Raw genomic sequence first — 13,728 nt, 5'->3', positions numbered from 1 at the left:
TCCCATCAGCCTGTTAGACTGGTTAAAGTCCCCATCAGACCAGTGCTCATAGGCACGTCGGTCCTGTGTGTAGGTAGCTAGGTTAGCCTTGTGCCTGCCGGTGTCCTGCTCACCTCTACAACAAGCGTTGTAGGTGTGAAACCCATCTAAGCGGTCAGGCGCGTTGCTCATAACGCCAGGACTAAGCCGGGTCAGGCAATTTGCTGTAATGTAGCTAGTGAAAGCATCAACGTCATTCTCAGTGGACTGTGGGATGCCGAAGATTTGCCGCAGCTTCGGAAATACTGCGTCGCCAAACTGAGCATATAGGTCGTCCGCTACCTCAAGGATGGTATCCCCAAAAAGTGGGTACTCCACATCAAACGCCTTCTTGATTGCCTTGAGGGTGTTTGCGTTAGGATAGACGTAGGTGATAAACATCTTACGCCCACAAATCTGACAGGGCTTAAGTCCATTCAGTTCTGTAGGGTGCACCGCTCGGGCAACGTCCGACTTCTGCTGAACACCAAGCTGCTGCACCTTGGCAAGCCACCAATCGTCACGCAGCTGCCCATTAGCTGAGTTGCCTGAAACAACCCATGTGATATCACCGTTCGCGTTGCGCTTCGCGGGCAGGTCTGCATAGTTAGGGTGTGCTACGATGTAATCCATGTACTCCAGAAAATCTGGGTGCATCGCACGCTGGGCCTTAGCCATAAGTTGGGGTTATATAGTAGGCAGCTAGCCTAGAATTCTGCAAAAAGCTCCGATATAGAGATACCTAGCGCGTTGGCGAGCTTCTCTGCCACAGATATGGACACATTCCTGGTCCCTTTCTCTATTGCAGGTATGTAGGTTCTGTCAAGGCCTGCCTGAAGCGCAAGCGCCTCTTGGGATAACCCTCTCTCCTTGCGAAGTGACATCACCCGAATACCCAGCTTCTCCTGGATGCTCATCTCACAAAAGTCCCCTCATGTAGCCGATTGTACAACGGACGATTGTCTACATAGCCTGCATGTATGTCAACTGGCAATCCGCGTATAACTAGTTGACCTCTATTACCCTGTACACCTGAGGAATGACATAAAAAAAGCCCAGCTATTAGCTGGGCCTTAGGCACTCGGTTTTATATTCTGCTAGGGGTTACCCAGCTCCATTAGGAAGCGCCAATATGTTGACTCACATACTAATCCCACGGCTCGGCCTGCGCTCAGGCACCCGGACCGGCTCGGGCTGCTGGTGTTGGGACTGTTGCACAGTATGCTGCTCCGTTACAGTTTGCTGCGGTTGCCTTGGTTGCTGCTGAGCATTAGCTTCCTGCAGTGCCTGGCGCTGCTGCTGCTCGCGCAGGGCCTGGCTACGCAGCGCCGCGCATTCCTCCGGGGTGCCGTGCTGCATCGTGTGGGCGTAACGGAACGTTTCGCTCAGGGGGCGCTCGTAGCCGAACGCCTGGTCAAAGGCCTGCTCTACCCGCTCCGAGTACTGCTTGCGCTCGAAGCCGCCCACCACTACCCCGCGCTTCGTGTCCTTGTGGTTGGTCAGGGGGCTCAGGTGGTAGGGGTTTTTCCGGTCTAGCTCGCCGGCCTGCTTGCGCTCGGTGTAGCGGGCTAGGTTCTCGGTACGGCTGACCAGGACGTGAACATGCGTCTGCTCCCCCTCCTTCGCCTGGCCCCGCTTCACGTCGCCCACCTGCACCGCCCGGTCCTGGGGGCCGGTCGTGCGCTCGTGCTCCACCTTGGCGAAGTACACCAGGTCGCGGCCCTCGATGCCCTTCCCAAAGTTGGCCGCGTACTGCTCCATCGCCGCCCGGGTGTAGGCGCGCAGCTGCTCCGGGTCGCTGCCAATATGGCGCAGCTCCGCTTGGCTCGGGGCTAGTATCACCTGGTAGTACTTGTCGGCGTCGCGGTTCAGGTTGCGCTTGTTGCGGTCGAGCGTGGCCACCACCTCGGCGGCGGGCACGTCCTCCCGGTCGAGGCTGAACCACTGCCCTTGCACCTCCTTCTCTAAGTACTCGACCAGGCCCGCGCAGCTGCCGGTGCGCTGCGACAAGCCCTTGCCGGAACTCGGGATTTTGGCAACCATCAGGCGGGCGGGTTGGTGGAAGCAGGGGGCGGTGGGGTAGCGGGTGCCGGCGTCGAGGCGGGGGCTCGCGGGATGAACTGGGCCGGGTTCAGCTCGCGCCCGAGTACGGTCGTGAGCACCTTGCGCAGCGGGGCCAGCTCCGCCAGGGCGGCGTAGCTGGGGGCGGCGCTGCTCAGCAGGTTCGGGTGCCGGTACTCGGGTTTGAAGCCCTTGCGAACCACCGCCGTTAGCCACTGCCCCACGTCTGTCAGCTGGGTTTCGGTTAGGTCATTCGGGCCGGTGGCCCACTGGTGCAGGGCCTGCACGTCGGTCAGAATGGGCTTGAGGTAGGCTTTCTCCTGCTCCCGGATAAATCCAATGGTGCGCTTGTCCAATTGGTCGAGCTTGGCCGTGAGCTTGGCTAGGCTACCGGTCAGGTCCGGGCCGGTGGGCTGGCGGAGGTCGGCCTTGGTCACCCGGAAGTACTGCACCATCGCGGCCAGCAGCTCGGGGTTGCTCAGCTCGTACTCCTTGGCTAGTTGCCGGAAGCCCTGGTAAGCCGCTTCGTCGGCGCGTATCGTTTTGTCCATGAACTCGCTTTTGAACTCAAATTAGCATTGATAGTCAGCATTTTGCATACGTATGTACTCGTCATGAGTTCATTTAATTTTCACTTTTGTTTGATTATCAACTACATAACGCAGAGCGGAACGCTATGAAGCGCAGCGAATAGCGTTCCTGCTCGCTTCTGTTCCAGAACGACGACGTAAGGGGTACTCCCGCGCCGTTGGCATAGGCTGCACCTGCCTAAGTAGGAGGTTTTATCAGTGAACAAGAGGGAAGAAAGGACGCGGCCCACCTGGTACTACCTCCTGCTTGTCCTTACCCTCCGGCCTATCCTGAACTTACCTTTTAGACGTTGCTGGCGGATTCGTGCTTGGCTGGGTTTTAGTCGGTAAGGATAGGTTTTGTAAGTCGCCCGTAAGTAAACAGCCGCTGCCCGAATCTCCCAAAGATGCTACCTGTTCAGCGTCGACCTAACTCAACCTTAAAGCCCATGCAGCGGCCCGTGGTCCTCGTCGGTGGCGGCTTGGCTAGCGGCTGGGGGTGCGGCCGGGGCCTCCGGTTTTGCAATTGCAAACGCCTCGGCCTCCTGCCCGGGACCGGCAACGATGGCGCGCACCTGGGCCTTGATGGCGGCGAAGTTCCGGCCCACCTCGGCGGCGCTGGCTTCTTGGAACGGGGCAATCTTCGCGGCCTTGCTTGGCTCGGCCTGGAAGGTAGCGCGGAACTCCGGGCGGCTGCTCTCCACGACCAGGCCCGCGAACTCGCCTACGTTGAAGCGCATCACCTGTTGGGCCTCCAACTTATCGCGCTGCTGGATGCTGGCCGACGTGCTGGTGCTCGTCGTGTGGGTGCTCGGCTTGAAGATGTTCAGGGGGCTGCTCTTGCTGCGGCCCGTCGTGGTGGCGTAGTACGTCTTGTCGATTTTGCCGAACAGTTTGCTCACCCGCTCGGCCGTGCTGGTGTTGGTGGTGCGGCCCCAAAACTGGTTGCCCAAGTTCGCTAGAATCATCTCCGCTTCCTGCCGACTTGTCAGGGCCTCCATCTGGGCCACGTCCTGCACCGCGTACACGGTGGCCACTTTGTTGCTGCGGGCCGTAGCCGGCAGCTGCGCGAAATTGGGAATGAACAGGGTGGGCGCTTCGTCGAGTAGCACCAGGCTGGGCAAGCGGCTCTGCTGGTTCAGCCGCTTGATGGCCGTGGCCACGATGAGGGAAATGAGCGGGGAGAATGTGCTGCTCAGGGCCGGGTCGTTGCCCACCACCAGGACGCCCGGCGTTTCGGCGCGGTTCAGGTCGAGCGGTACCTGGTCGCCGCTCATCACCCAAAAAATCTCCGGGGTGTTGAGCACGGCGAGGTAGTTCTGAATGGTGGAGAATACCCCGGCAATCGTGTTCTCCGATTTGCTGGCGCTGGCAATCGAGGCAATGAGGCCGCGCACTTCCTCGTCCTGCTGCAGGGTGGCCAGCAGCTGCGGCGCGTCACTCTCCAGTATCAGGCTCACGGCGGCCGGCAAGCTGCAGTGCTGGGGATGATTGCGGCGCAAGTACCAGATGCACCCGGCCAGCAGCACCTCGCCCGACTGAATCCAGAAATTGCGCTGCTGCGCGGCCTTGGCGTCGAGGTTGGTCAGGATGGTGGCCGCGGCCTCGCGGGCAAAGCTGGCGGTGGCCAGCAGCTCGGGGGCGAGTGGGTTTACCCGGTGGCTGCGCGTGAGGTCGGTGAAGTTGACAAAGTAGGGCGTGACGGGGCTCCCCTGGTAGCTGCCCGCTACTTCCTCGGCCAGCGTGGGGAACTTGAAGTCATAGACCACCCCCGTTAGCCCCAGCGCGCCCGCCTGCTGCAGGATGGGCTCAATGATGGACTTGCTTTTGCCGCTGCCCGCGCCGCCGGCAATGAAGGTGCCCCGGTAGGGGTTGCCGATGCGCACGTTCGGGCCGCTGGTGGTGCGCAGCACGAAGTGCAGGGGGTTGTCCTCGCTGCCGGGCGCTGCGGCCTGCTGAGGGCCGGAAACGGTGCGAAAAACGCTATACCCCAGCCAGCCCAACAGGGCCCATGTGACCAGCCCGCCCAGCCCGAGAAAACCGCCTACGATGGTGGCCAGCAGGAACAGGCCCGCAAAACGCACAAAAGACGCCAGCCAGTCGTCCGGGGCCTGGCGCAAGCCGACCGCCCGGTACAAACCTCGGGATACCTGGGGCAGTGCCCGGTGCAGCAGCCGCGCCGCGAGCTGCACGATACCAGCATAAACCAGGGCCTCGACCAGGTGGCCCAACCAGTAAAAAATCGTCGTCATAGGGGAAAGAATAGCTCCGGCCTACGGTACGTCTAAGCCCAACAGGGGGCTAAAAACCGGGGGTAAATAGGGGTACAAGGCCGCACAAATAAGCTCAACAATAGCGCGTTATGCCATTGATTACCAATAATATATATTTTATTAAATGCGCGCAAATTACTGGCTTCTTGTGCCTTTGCTGTTTTTGTTTGGGCTGCGCCGCGTCGCCCTTCCCATACCCTAAAAGCCTTTTTTCCCTCGCGCGAAACACAACTTGTGCTATTTGAGCTATTTGTTCTATTTGTAGAGCGCGTAACTAATTGGTTTAAAGAATGTAACAGCACATAAAGGAAACCTTTGATTCGCGAAAGGAAACCTTTGATTCGTGAAAGAGAACTTTTGATTCGTGAAAAGGAAACCTTTGATTCGTCTGAGGGAAACTTTTGATTCGTGAAAGGTCAATAGTAAAAGAAACAGTTGCTAACAATGGTTACCTTTGGTGTATAAACGTGTAAGCAGCAACTCTTGACACTATGAAACAGACGCTGGAAGTCCGTCACCACAACGCTATTACAACGGCTCGTTACGAATACAGCGAATTGCAATTAGACCTGTTTTTCTACCTGCTGTCCAAGCTGCGCAAAGACGATACCTCCGGCGTGTATGAGATTGTGGTAAAGGACCTCAGCGAGATTACGGGCAAGAAATACGCGTACAACTACCTGCGTAAAGCGACGGAAGCAATGGGCTCCCGCATGTTTGAGGTGTTGACGGAAAAGAGCTACAAGCAATTGTGGATGTTCCAGCACATCGAATACATGACCGGAGAGGGCCGTATTGAGGTGAAACTGTCCGAATCTATTCGGCCCTACCTGTTCGACCTCAAAAACAACTTCACCAGCTTCGAGCTACTCTCGGCGCTGCGACTCACCAGCAAGCACGCCAAACGAATCTACACGCTTTGCAGCCAATGGAAGGACGTGGGCGAAACCAAGAAATTCGACCTACTGGACTTCAAGAAGATGCTTGGCCTAGTGGATGCGAAGGGCAATGAGGAATACACCAAAGTTGCCATGTTCAAGGCGAAGGTGCTGGACGTAGCGGTCAAGCAAATCAATGAGCACACGGACCTGAGCATTAGCTACACGCTGGAAAAGAAGGGCCGCGCCTTCAAAAACGTGGTATTCATGGTCGAGCCGCAAGCGGTGGACGTGGTGGCAACGCTGCCTGACTTGGGGGCCACGGCTCAATCGCTGCCGGGGGTGGCCGCGCACCAGGTCGAGAACGCTGGCCGGCTACTCGCGCAACTAAGCATTACCACGCCCGAGCTGGTGTCGCAAATCCTGGCCAGCCCGGCGCACGTCGCCGCCTGCAACAAGTTCGCGCACGACCTGAAAACCGGCAAGCATACTAAGTCACACTCCCTCTCTGGCCTGCTGCTTACTATCCTGGGTATCAAGAAGGCTGGTAACGGGCCGCTATTTGACAAGGTGGCCAAGGCACGTTAACACTTACCATAAGTCTACACACTCTCAATCGTGACTCCTAAAGGCCCTCTCTCCACTGGAACCGGACATTACCCTAAAACCTTCCTGTCGCTCTACTGCACCACCGACCAGGCTATTACACCTCATGCGGCTGGGCGGGTGTTGGCGCGGCATGGGACTGAGATAGAGATTCAGACATGGTGTCGCAAATGCCGCGCTGCGCTAGTGTACATCACCGACGAGCTACCGGAGGGTTATCAGGTGTACCAGATTCGGATAACGGCGGAAGATGGCCCTCACCTTCCGGCCGAGTTTCGTCCATTGCCCTATTTAGAGGAAGAGTTCGAGGTGGTGGCCACGTCACCTCAAGATGCTCATGAGCGAGCTGAATTCGCCCACTCACTACGTTTAAGTGGTCAGCTCACCTGTTACTTCATTAATGGGGAGGTGCACTTAGACGAGCGGTTTTAGACGGCCCGATGCCCCCCTACTTCCCAAAAACCCGCTGCCAAAATCCTTTTTTAGCTGGCTCCGGCTCAGCTAGCACTACCGGGGGCTCCCCTGGCTCGGGCAGTCGCTTTTGCAGCTCGCCTAGCTGCTCATTCTGGCTAATCAAAAGCTCCTCAATGCGTCCGATACGCTGACTATTCATTTGATTAGTCAGCGCATTCAGCACGTCATTCTGCTCTAGCAGCCTGTTTTGTAGCTGCTGAATGGTCTGGTCACGCTCCGCGAGCTGCCGTTGCAACTCGGCAACCTCTGGCACCTGTGCCTGTGCTGCTACTGTCGGCAACGGTTCGACTTGACTTGGGTATTGCTGCGCAAGGAATGTCTGACTAATCAGATAGGTACTGCCTTTAGGCGTCTGCTCTAGTTGAATATGACTAGTCTTGGCGTGTTGCTTGACTAGTCGCCGAATAGTCTGCTCAGATTTGTTAACCTGCTGAGCTGCTTGCTTTATAGTCAAAAAAGTAGCTGTGTTTTCCATAGGAAGGATGACTAGTCAGAAGCTACAAAGTAAACACTCTGTAGCTTCTGACTAGTCATCCTTAACCCTTGCTTGACTAGTCAGACACTAACTACTGACTAGTCAAGTATTTATCATTTTATGGGCGCTTAAGAGTCAGTCGCCGGCACCTCAAATGAAAAGAGCCGGGCGGGCTGCTGGTGGTAGATATCAACTCGGTTCACTTCGTCCCGGATGGTGCCGGCGTCATCGAGCAAGATGGAGGCAGGGAAGGCAAAGTGCTCGCGCAGCTGGGCCGCGTCGATGGGGTCGGTAAAGGCGTAGTGCAACTCGCCCCCGGAATCGGTTCGCCACCCGTCCGCGTGCCATGAGTAGGCCGGCCGGTTGCCCTGGGCCAGTAGGTACTCAATGACGGGGCGCAAGTGCCCGGTGCGCGGTTCGTGGCCGGGGGCTCCCTGGGCGGCTAGCTCTGTTTTGGGCATGATAGGTAAACTGGATTTTGGGGGTAGTTGGGGTAGGGTGCTTTTTCCCTCTTGTTCTGGTTTTTGTCACTTAACATAACATCTGTTGTCGGACACTTCCCGGAATCCGTGCGGGTTTTTACCCCACGGCCCCACCGCCTAGCCGTGGTACTTTTCCGGTTTGGGCCCTCTCTTGGGGGTACTGTTTTCGACACTCCAACCAGCTCCGGGCCTCGCGCTCGGCCTGCTCGTGGCCGGTGAGGCGCGGCGGGTCGGCCGCTGGGTCGTCGTGCTGGGCCAGCGCCTCGTGCACGGTCAGCAGGTAGAGTATGCGGTTCCGCTTGTAGGGCCAACGCTGCAGCAGCGCGTCTAGCTCCTGCACCGATGCCTGGTAGGCCTGCGGGTCGCGCCGCAGCTGCGCGGCCGTGTAGCGGGGGCGCGTGGCGGGCCGGTTATGGGGCCGGGGCTGCGCGGGGGTGAAGCTCAGGGCCTTCGGTTGCCGGGGAGCCTGCGGGGAGCGGTGCGGCCCCTTCCCGGTCGGCGGGCCTTGCTTGCGGCGCTGGCTCTCGACTAGCGCGGCCTCGGCCAGTGCCTGGTGCTCGGCGTACCGGGCGGCGCGCTTCGGGTCGCGTCGCCGCGCCCACTGGCGCTCCTGCAGCATCCACGCGTGCACGTTGTCGCGGTCCTCGGCGTGTATCAGTTCCTCGGCCCAATGGGGTGCCCCGTTCTCGTAAAAGGCCTGCTGCACGCCCAGCAGCGCCACCGTGCGCGCCCGGTTGTGGGGCCACTGCTCTAACAGCTCGTCCAACTCGTTCAGGGCCGCCAAGTAGGTCGGGTACTCCCACCAGCTGTACAGGGTGTAGGCCGGCCGGGTGGGGTCGCCCCGGAAGGTTTTCAGCGGGCGGGTATGGCGGCAAAACTGCCGTTGGAGCTGTCTTTTTCGGGTGCCTGTCATTCCCTAGTATACGCAAAAAAGCCCCTTCTAACTAGCAAAAAAGGGCTTTTTAGGCATGTATCTGTAGTGGGCAACATGGTAAAATGGCGGAGGCTACATAAAGCTCGCTTGATACTCCAGCTCAGCAAGTGAGGGTGTACTAGCTGTCCTGATATCTTCAGTCAGCCTCCTTAGGGTTTCGCCTTGCTTAGCTGGCTTCAGCTCGCACTCCCACACGGTTAGCACAGTGTACGCTAGGGCCTCTAGGGCACGAGTGTTCTGCCAGTCCCTAGCGACATTACGCCCTAGACGACCTGCCCAGTACGCTGAGCGCGATGCCGGCAGGCGCAAAAGGGGGCAGTTATCATGGCCGTGCCAGAAGCACCCATTAACCTGAATGACTACCCGATACCGGGCAAGAGTTATGTCTGGCGTCCCTGGCAGGTCTTTTTTATGGACACGGTAACGGAATCCACAAGCATGAAGGTGTCTACGGACAATCATCTCTGGCTTAGTATCCTTACCACGAATGGCAGCCATGCTAAATGCGGTTTTAGGTACAGCAGCAGAAGGCATAAGCTAATGAGATGAGTACGTTTTATTAGACTGAGGGCATTTACTAACCTTGTTTCTAATTAAATTAGTTGCACCTTTGGCCAAAATTTGTCAAGACATGCTTTGGCCAAAGATGCAGCTTTAGCTTATGGACTCAACAACTACAGTTGGCACAGCGATTAGGAGCGCTAGAGAGGGGGCAGGAATCCCCTTGCGCAAGCTGGCTGGCACCTTGGACATTGACCAGTCAACGCTCAGTAAGATAGAGCGCGGTGAGCGGCGCCCTAGTATCCAGATGCTGGAGGTAGTGGCAACGACTTTAGATATCTCACTTGAGGAGCTGCTGGTTTGCCATTACAGCGACATTGTGGAGAGTGAGCTCATGCCTGCCTACCAGTTTTATGAACAGGTCCTACAAACTGTAGGGGAAAGAATGAAACACCATAATCCTCTTACAGTCAACTAGATAATATGCAGAACAATATCGAACAGCTAATTGCTTTTGAGGATAAGTACATCAACCAGGTTGTTGCACTTTACTTGAGTGCTTACCCCGATGTTGAGCAGCTAAGTGAGGAGGAGATAAACGCTCTGCTAGTCACTCCTGGGCCTGATAATGTGGTGCATGCAGCGCATAATGCCTTTATGCGCCTAGTTGCACAGGCATCCCTAACAAAGTCAGGTAGTCAGCAGCTCTCGGTGGCAGTGGAGCTAGTGTGTGGTCAAGACAGTGAGTCACCTAGCTTGGCATCCTTAGTATCGCCCCCGACTGCCACTGCAGCTGAGCTTGAGCAGCTCCACATGGAGTACCTGGGCTCCGAGTTCAACATGCGCCAGGGCATTACTACACGCAAGAAGTCCAAGCTGTTTATCAAGGAAACTGGGGCCGTTTACACCCTGCCTGAGATTTGTCGTGAGATTGTCAGCCGCACCATTGAGCGAGCGGTTTCTGCCGGCGTGGAGCCAGGTGATATAAAGTGCTTGGACTTTGCTGCTGGTACTGGAAGGTTCTACTTCATAGCCCTAGACATTCTTCACATCGAGCACCAGTTACCGCTTGAGCATATTCTAACGCACAGCCTGTATGCGGTAGATTTAGATGAAACAGCGGTTCTAGTTCTCAAGTACCGGCTAGTCGAGCAGCTCACTAGCAAGGGTATTAGCCTGTCAGAGGACATATTCAAGAACATTGTCGTCAGAAATGCCCTTATGCCAGGCACTGGGCTACTGGACAGTAAGCACGGAATCAACCTGTTTGGTGACTATGATGAGGTATCGGCCAGAGGAGGGTTTGACGTCGTGTTCTCAAATCCTCCCTACTGCCTATTGAAAGCCAACAAGAAGGGCGGTCATGAGCACTTAGCTCAGCACTATCAGAGGCAGCAGGCACGTATTCAGGGCGAGATTAGCTTTTTTCGCACCTCAGGGCTTTACCAGTACTCTGTTGAGGGTATGCTAAACTACTATCAGCTCTCAATAGAGATGATTCTCAGGCTCACCCGACAAGGAGGGCGTCTTGGCATAATCTGCCCATCCTCTCTCTTTGCTGACCTAACGGCGGCCAAGCTTCGCCAGCATCTGCTAACAAGGCACCAGGTGGAGGGAATAACCTACTTCCCTGAGTCGGCTCGTCTTTTTGAGGGTGTGGCCCAAGCCACTGTCATCTTTTATGCCCAGAAGGGCGGAGCCACTAACCGCCTTCAGGTTAGCTTACCGGGCTCCAACAGTAGCTTCTCAGTGGACTTGGCCACTATAAAGCGTGTGTTTGACAAGAACTTAGAGGTGCCGCTAATAGATGAAACTGGCTGGTCTATTCTCTCCAAGCTTGCGGCTCACAAACGCCTAAAGGAGGTTCCGTTCATAAGAAACAGAAGGGGCGAGCTGGACCTGACCTTGTTCAAGGCCTACATCACATCGACGGATACCGGCTGGAACCTAATACGCGGTAGTATGCTGGGGAAAGATGGCATATCCCGCAACTATACTGAGTTTGTTGAGGCTGAGGCCTTCCTACTAAAGAAGTCTGCTGACTACCGAGCTCACGACTTTGGCAAGCCGCGGCTGGTCTGCCAGCAGGTATCCAACATGGATATTCAGCGTCGGGTTAGGTTCCTGCTTTGCGGCCCTCAGGATATTCTCGGCAACTCCTGCAACTACCTCACCTCGACTCGTGACCAGGACGACCTAGTGGCCCTGCAGACTCTCCTTAACAGTGCGCTACTAAACTGGCGCTTCAAGGTGACTAGCAGCAACAACCATATCAACAACTACGAGCTTGACGAGTTGCCCATACTCGACTTGGACGTCTTGAAAACCGCACAGCTCACCGATGACGAGCAAGCTAACGACAGAGTCATCTGCGCCTTGTATGGGCTCAGTGAGGAGGAAACCAACTACATAGTATCGGTGGCAGCGCCGAAAAAGAAACGCAAGAAGCATGAGCATCAAACTGTATAACCACATTGCCCCCAAGCTCAGCGACCTGGAGTGGCAGATGATTCAACACATCCCAGCTGGTGGCAACTGGCAGCATATTCCTGATACCATTCCCTCGCAACGGTTGGTCCAGATTCGAAAGTCAGGCGGCCGAACCACGTACTACGGGCGCCTCGAGTTCGAGAAGCCCAGCTATACCATCACTACCTACTTTAATCGCCTCGGTAACGGCTGCAACCTGCACCCAGCACAGAACCGGATTATCTCAACCCGTGAGGCGGCTCGGCTACAGTCGTTTCGGGACGGCTACGTCTTCAAAGGCAGCAAGACCTCTCAGTATAAGCAGATTGGGAATGCTGTCCCAACCTTGCTTGCGCGTGCTGTAGCGGCCGCCTTGCGGCCTCACTTACAGAACCATACATACATTGACCTTTTCGCTGGTGCTGGCGGGATGTCAGAGGGGTTTTTAATGGATGGGTATCAGCTATTGGGAGCTAACGAGATAGAGTCGAACTACTTCGAAACGTATCGTTACAATCACACCCCTTATGACACCGGGTCAAATTTTGTCCTGGGTGACATAACGGAGCCTGATGTTAAGAGCCGAGTCAAGGCCATAGCCAATGGGCAGAGAGTAGGCGTTGTAGTAGGTGGCCCACCCTGTCAGGGCTTCTCTACCGCCGGCTGGCGCGACCCGAACGACGATAGAAACCAGCTATTCAAGGACTTTCTTGAGATTGTCCGTGACGTGCGGCCAGAGTTCTTTGTCATGGAGAACGTACCTGGTATCCTCTCGATGCGGAAAGGCGCAGCGCTCCGGGAGATTGTGGAGGCGTTTGAGGAGATAGGATACTTCGTGAATAAGCCCTTCCGTCTGACTGCTCAAGAGTTCGGCGTTCCGCAGAAGCGTAAGCGCGTCATGATAGTTGGCTCACTCAACCCTATTCCTGTAAGTCAGCCTAAACCTCTCTTCTCCTATGACAGCGACTCACTACCAGACCCGATAAACGTGCGGGAGGCAATTGGAAGCCTCCCCCCCCTTATCTCGGGTGGCGGAACCATAGAAACGGAGTACACGCCTGAGAATCAGTCTGCGTACGAGCAGCTAATGACGCAGCAGATAGACTTTCAAGAGTTCTACGCACGTTGCTTTGCTCGTCCGAAGGTCGGGGCCAAATCACCAAGAGTGCTTAGCCTGTTCAGCTAGTATCGTCAATGCGCGGAGCAAGTGAGAGTCGGCCTTCTCGTTGAGGCCGGCTTTTACTGCTGCCACTACCTCAGTAACCTCGCGCTCCACCTCGTCACTTGTAGAGCTTTTAACCCGGCGGTTAGTCTTAGAGGTGAACCGCTCTAGCTCCTCGAAGGAGATGCGCACGTACCGCTCTGCATTCTTCTGCTTGTTCTTGCTGTCTAGTGGCTTAGTAATCGTGACCAGTTTCTCGGGCTCCAAGGGATGAAACCCAGTGAACCGATGGTCTTGAAAGGCATACTCGGGCCTCAGGTAACGGGTTAGGTACTCACTACCTGTCTGCTCGTACACCTCGGCAAGTATGGGTAGAACCTGCTGCATGTTAGTGGCCATTAGCCGGCTCAACTTCACCGCGTCCTGGTTGGACTCTACCAAGCCTTTCAGGGCGTCCCAAATCGGCTTTGAGTGCCAGCTAACGACCTGCTCACCCGCTTGCTCGTCTTGAATGAGCTGCTGCACGTCGGACAGGCTCATTCTGTTGTTCTTAGTGCTGTTGCAGCTGTTGCAGAGCGCGTTAAACTTAGGCCTGTGCGCAAAGCCGAGTGAGATGGGGCCAATGTGGTCAGCCGTCATCTTCGCCGTGTTTCCGCACCCGTTAGGGCAGAGGTAGCTAGCCGCGTGCTTGTGATACTCTCCCATCAGCCTGTTAGACTGGTTAAAGTCCCCATCAGACCAGTGCTCATAGGCACGTCGGTCCTGTGTGTAGGTAGCTAGGTTAGCCTTGTGCCTGCCGGTGTCCTGCTCACCTCTACAACAAGCG

15 protein-coding genes are annotated in these 13,728 nt (G+C 56.3%); 5 read left to right on the top strand and 10 right to left on the bottom strand.

Annotated elements, in window-relative coordinates; genetic code table 11:
* The 5 genes from EJV47_RS27685 to EJV47_RS27665 all read right to left on the bottom strand — a co-directional run.
* Positions 1 to 696, bottom strand: a 696-nt coding sequence (locus EJV47_RS27685; protein ID WP_207896019.1) for a hypothetical protein, incomplete at its 3' end; no start/stop codon positions are given.
* 29 nt (positions 697 to 725) lie between these two features.
* Positions 726 to 935: a helix-turn-helix domain-containing protein gene (locus tag EJV47_RS27680; protein ID WP_126696463.1), complete on the bottom strand. Its 210-nt coding sequence runs from the start codon at positions 933 to 935 to the stop codon at positions 726 to 728.
* Between the two features lie 223 nt (positions 936 to 1,158).
* Positions 1,159 to 2,061 (bottom strand): DUF5712 family protein, encoded by a 903-nt coding sequence (locus EJV47_RS27675; protein ID WP_207896018.1) that lies wholly within the window; start codon positions 2,059 to 2,061, stop codon positions 1,159 to 1,161.
* On the bottom strand, positions 2,061 to 2,630 hold the full coding sequence (locus EJV47_RS27670; protein ID WP_126696462.1) for a BfmA/BtgA family mobilization protein: 570 nt from the start codon (positions 2,628 to 2,630) through the stop codon (positions 2,061 to 2,063). The genes EJV47_RS27675 and EJV47_RS27670 overlap by 1 nt, the downstream gene beginning before the upstream one ends.
* Before the next feature lie 458 nt (positions 2,631 to 3,088).
* Positions 3,089 to 4,900, bottom strand: a complete 1,812-nt coding sequence (locus EJV47_RS27665) for a type IV secretory system conjugative DNA transfer family protein (RefSeq protein ID WP_126696461.1) — start codon at positions 4,898 to 4,900, stop codon at positions 3,089 to 3,091.
* A 512-nt stretch (positions 4,901 to 5,412) separates the two neighbouring features.
* Between EJV47_RS27665 and EJV47_RS27660 the strand changes: the two genes are divergently transcribed.
* Complete coding sequence (locus tag EJV47_RS27660) at positions 5,413 to 6,387, top strand: replication initiation protein (protein ID WP_126696460.1); 975 nt, start codon at positions 5,413 to 5,415, stop codon at positions 6,385 to 6,387.
* A 204-nt stretch (positions 6,388 to 6,591) separates the two neighbouring features.
* Positions 6,592 to 6,837, top strand: a complete 246-nt coding sequence (locus EJV47_RS28520) for a hypothetical protein (protein WP_126696459.1) — start codon at positions 6,592 to 6,594, stop codon at positions 6,835 to 6,837.
* Between the two features lie 16 nt (positions 6,838 to 6,853).
* Here EJV47_RS28520 and EJV47_RS27650 read toward each other — a convergent pair whose 3' ends face one another.
* From EJV47_RS27650 to EJV47_RS29195, 4 genes are all read right to left on the bottom strand, one after another.
* Positions 6,854 to 7,354 (bottom strand): DNA-binding protein, encoded by a 501-nt coding sequence (locus EJV47_RS27650; RefSeq protein ID WP_207896017.1) that lies wholly within the window; start codon positions 7,352 to 7,354, stop codon positions 6,854 to 6,856.
* Positions 7,355 to 7,482: 128 nt separating this feature from the next.
* Positions 7,483 to 7,815, bottom strand: a complete 333-nt coding sequence (locus EJV47_RS27645; RefSeq protein WP_126696458.1) for a hypothetical protein — start codon at positions 7,813 to 7,815, stop codon at positions 7,483 to 7,485.
* A gap of 118 nt (positions 7,816 to 7,933) precedes the next feature.
* Positions 7,934 to 8,749, bottom strand: coding sequence for a hypothetical protein (locus EJV47_RS27640; protein ID WP_126696457.1), 816 nt, complete (start codon positions 8,747 to 8,749; stop codon positions 7,934 to 7,936).
* A gap of 93 nt (positions 8,750 to 8,842) precedes the next feature.
* Positions 8,843 to 9,268, bottom strand: coding sequence for a very short patch repair endonuclease (locus EJV47_RS29195; protein ID WP_424322186.1), 426 nt, complete (start codon positions 9,266 to 9,268; stop codon positions 8,843 to 8,845).
* A 163-nt stretch (positions 9,269 to 9,431) separates the two neighbouring features.
* Between EJV47_RS29195 and EJV47_RS29190 the strand changes: the two genes are divergently transcribed.
* From EJV47_RS29190 to EJV47_RS27620, 3 genes are read left to right on the top strand one after another with little or no spacing between them, the layout of a single operon-like run.
* Positions 9,432 to 9,749 (top strand): helix-turn-helix domain-containing protein, encoded by a 318-nt coding sequence (locus EJV47_RS29190; protein ID WP_126696455.1) that lies wholly within the window; start codon positions 9,432 to 9,434, stop codon positions 9,747 to 9,749.
* Between the two features lie 5 nt (positions 9,750 to 9,754).
* The gene (locus EJV47_RS27625) at positions 9,755 to 11,740 is read left to right on the top strand and encodes an Eco57I restriction-modification methylase domain-containing protein (RefSeq protein WP_126696454.1); all 1,986 of its coding nucleotides are present in this window, start codon (positions 9,755 to 9,757) and stop codon (positions 11,738 to 11,740) included.
* On the top strand, positions 11,721 to 12,926 hold the full coding sequence (locus EJV47_RS27620) for a DNA cytosine methyltransferase (protein WP_207896016.1): 1,206 nt from the start codon (positions 11,721 to 11,723) through the stop codon (positions 12,924 to 12,926). The genes EJV47_RS27625 and EJV47_RS27620 overlap by 20 nt, the downstream gene beginning before the upstream one ends.
* Here the strand turns inward: EJV47_RS27620 and EJV47_RS27615 are convergent.
* A partial coding sequence (locus EJV47_RS27615) for a hypothetical protein (protein WP_207896015.1) occupies positions 12,897 to 13,728 on the bottom strand: 832 nt, incomplete at its 5' end. The genes EJV47_RS27620 and EJV47_RS27615 overlap by 30 nt on opposite strands.

This window comes from Hymenobacter gummosus (assembly GCF_003970915.1).
Classification (GTDB): Bacteria; Bacteroidota; Bacteroidia; order Cytophagales; family Hymenobacteraceae; genus Solirubrum; species Solirubrum gummosum.
This window is presented reverse-complemented; position numbering and strand designations above follow the sequence as displayed.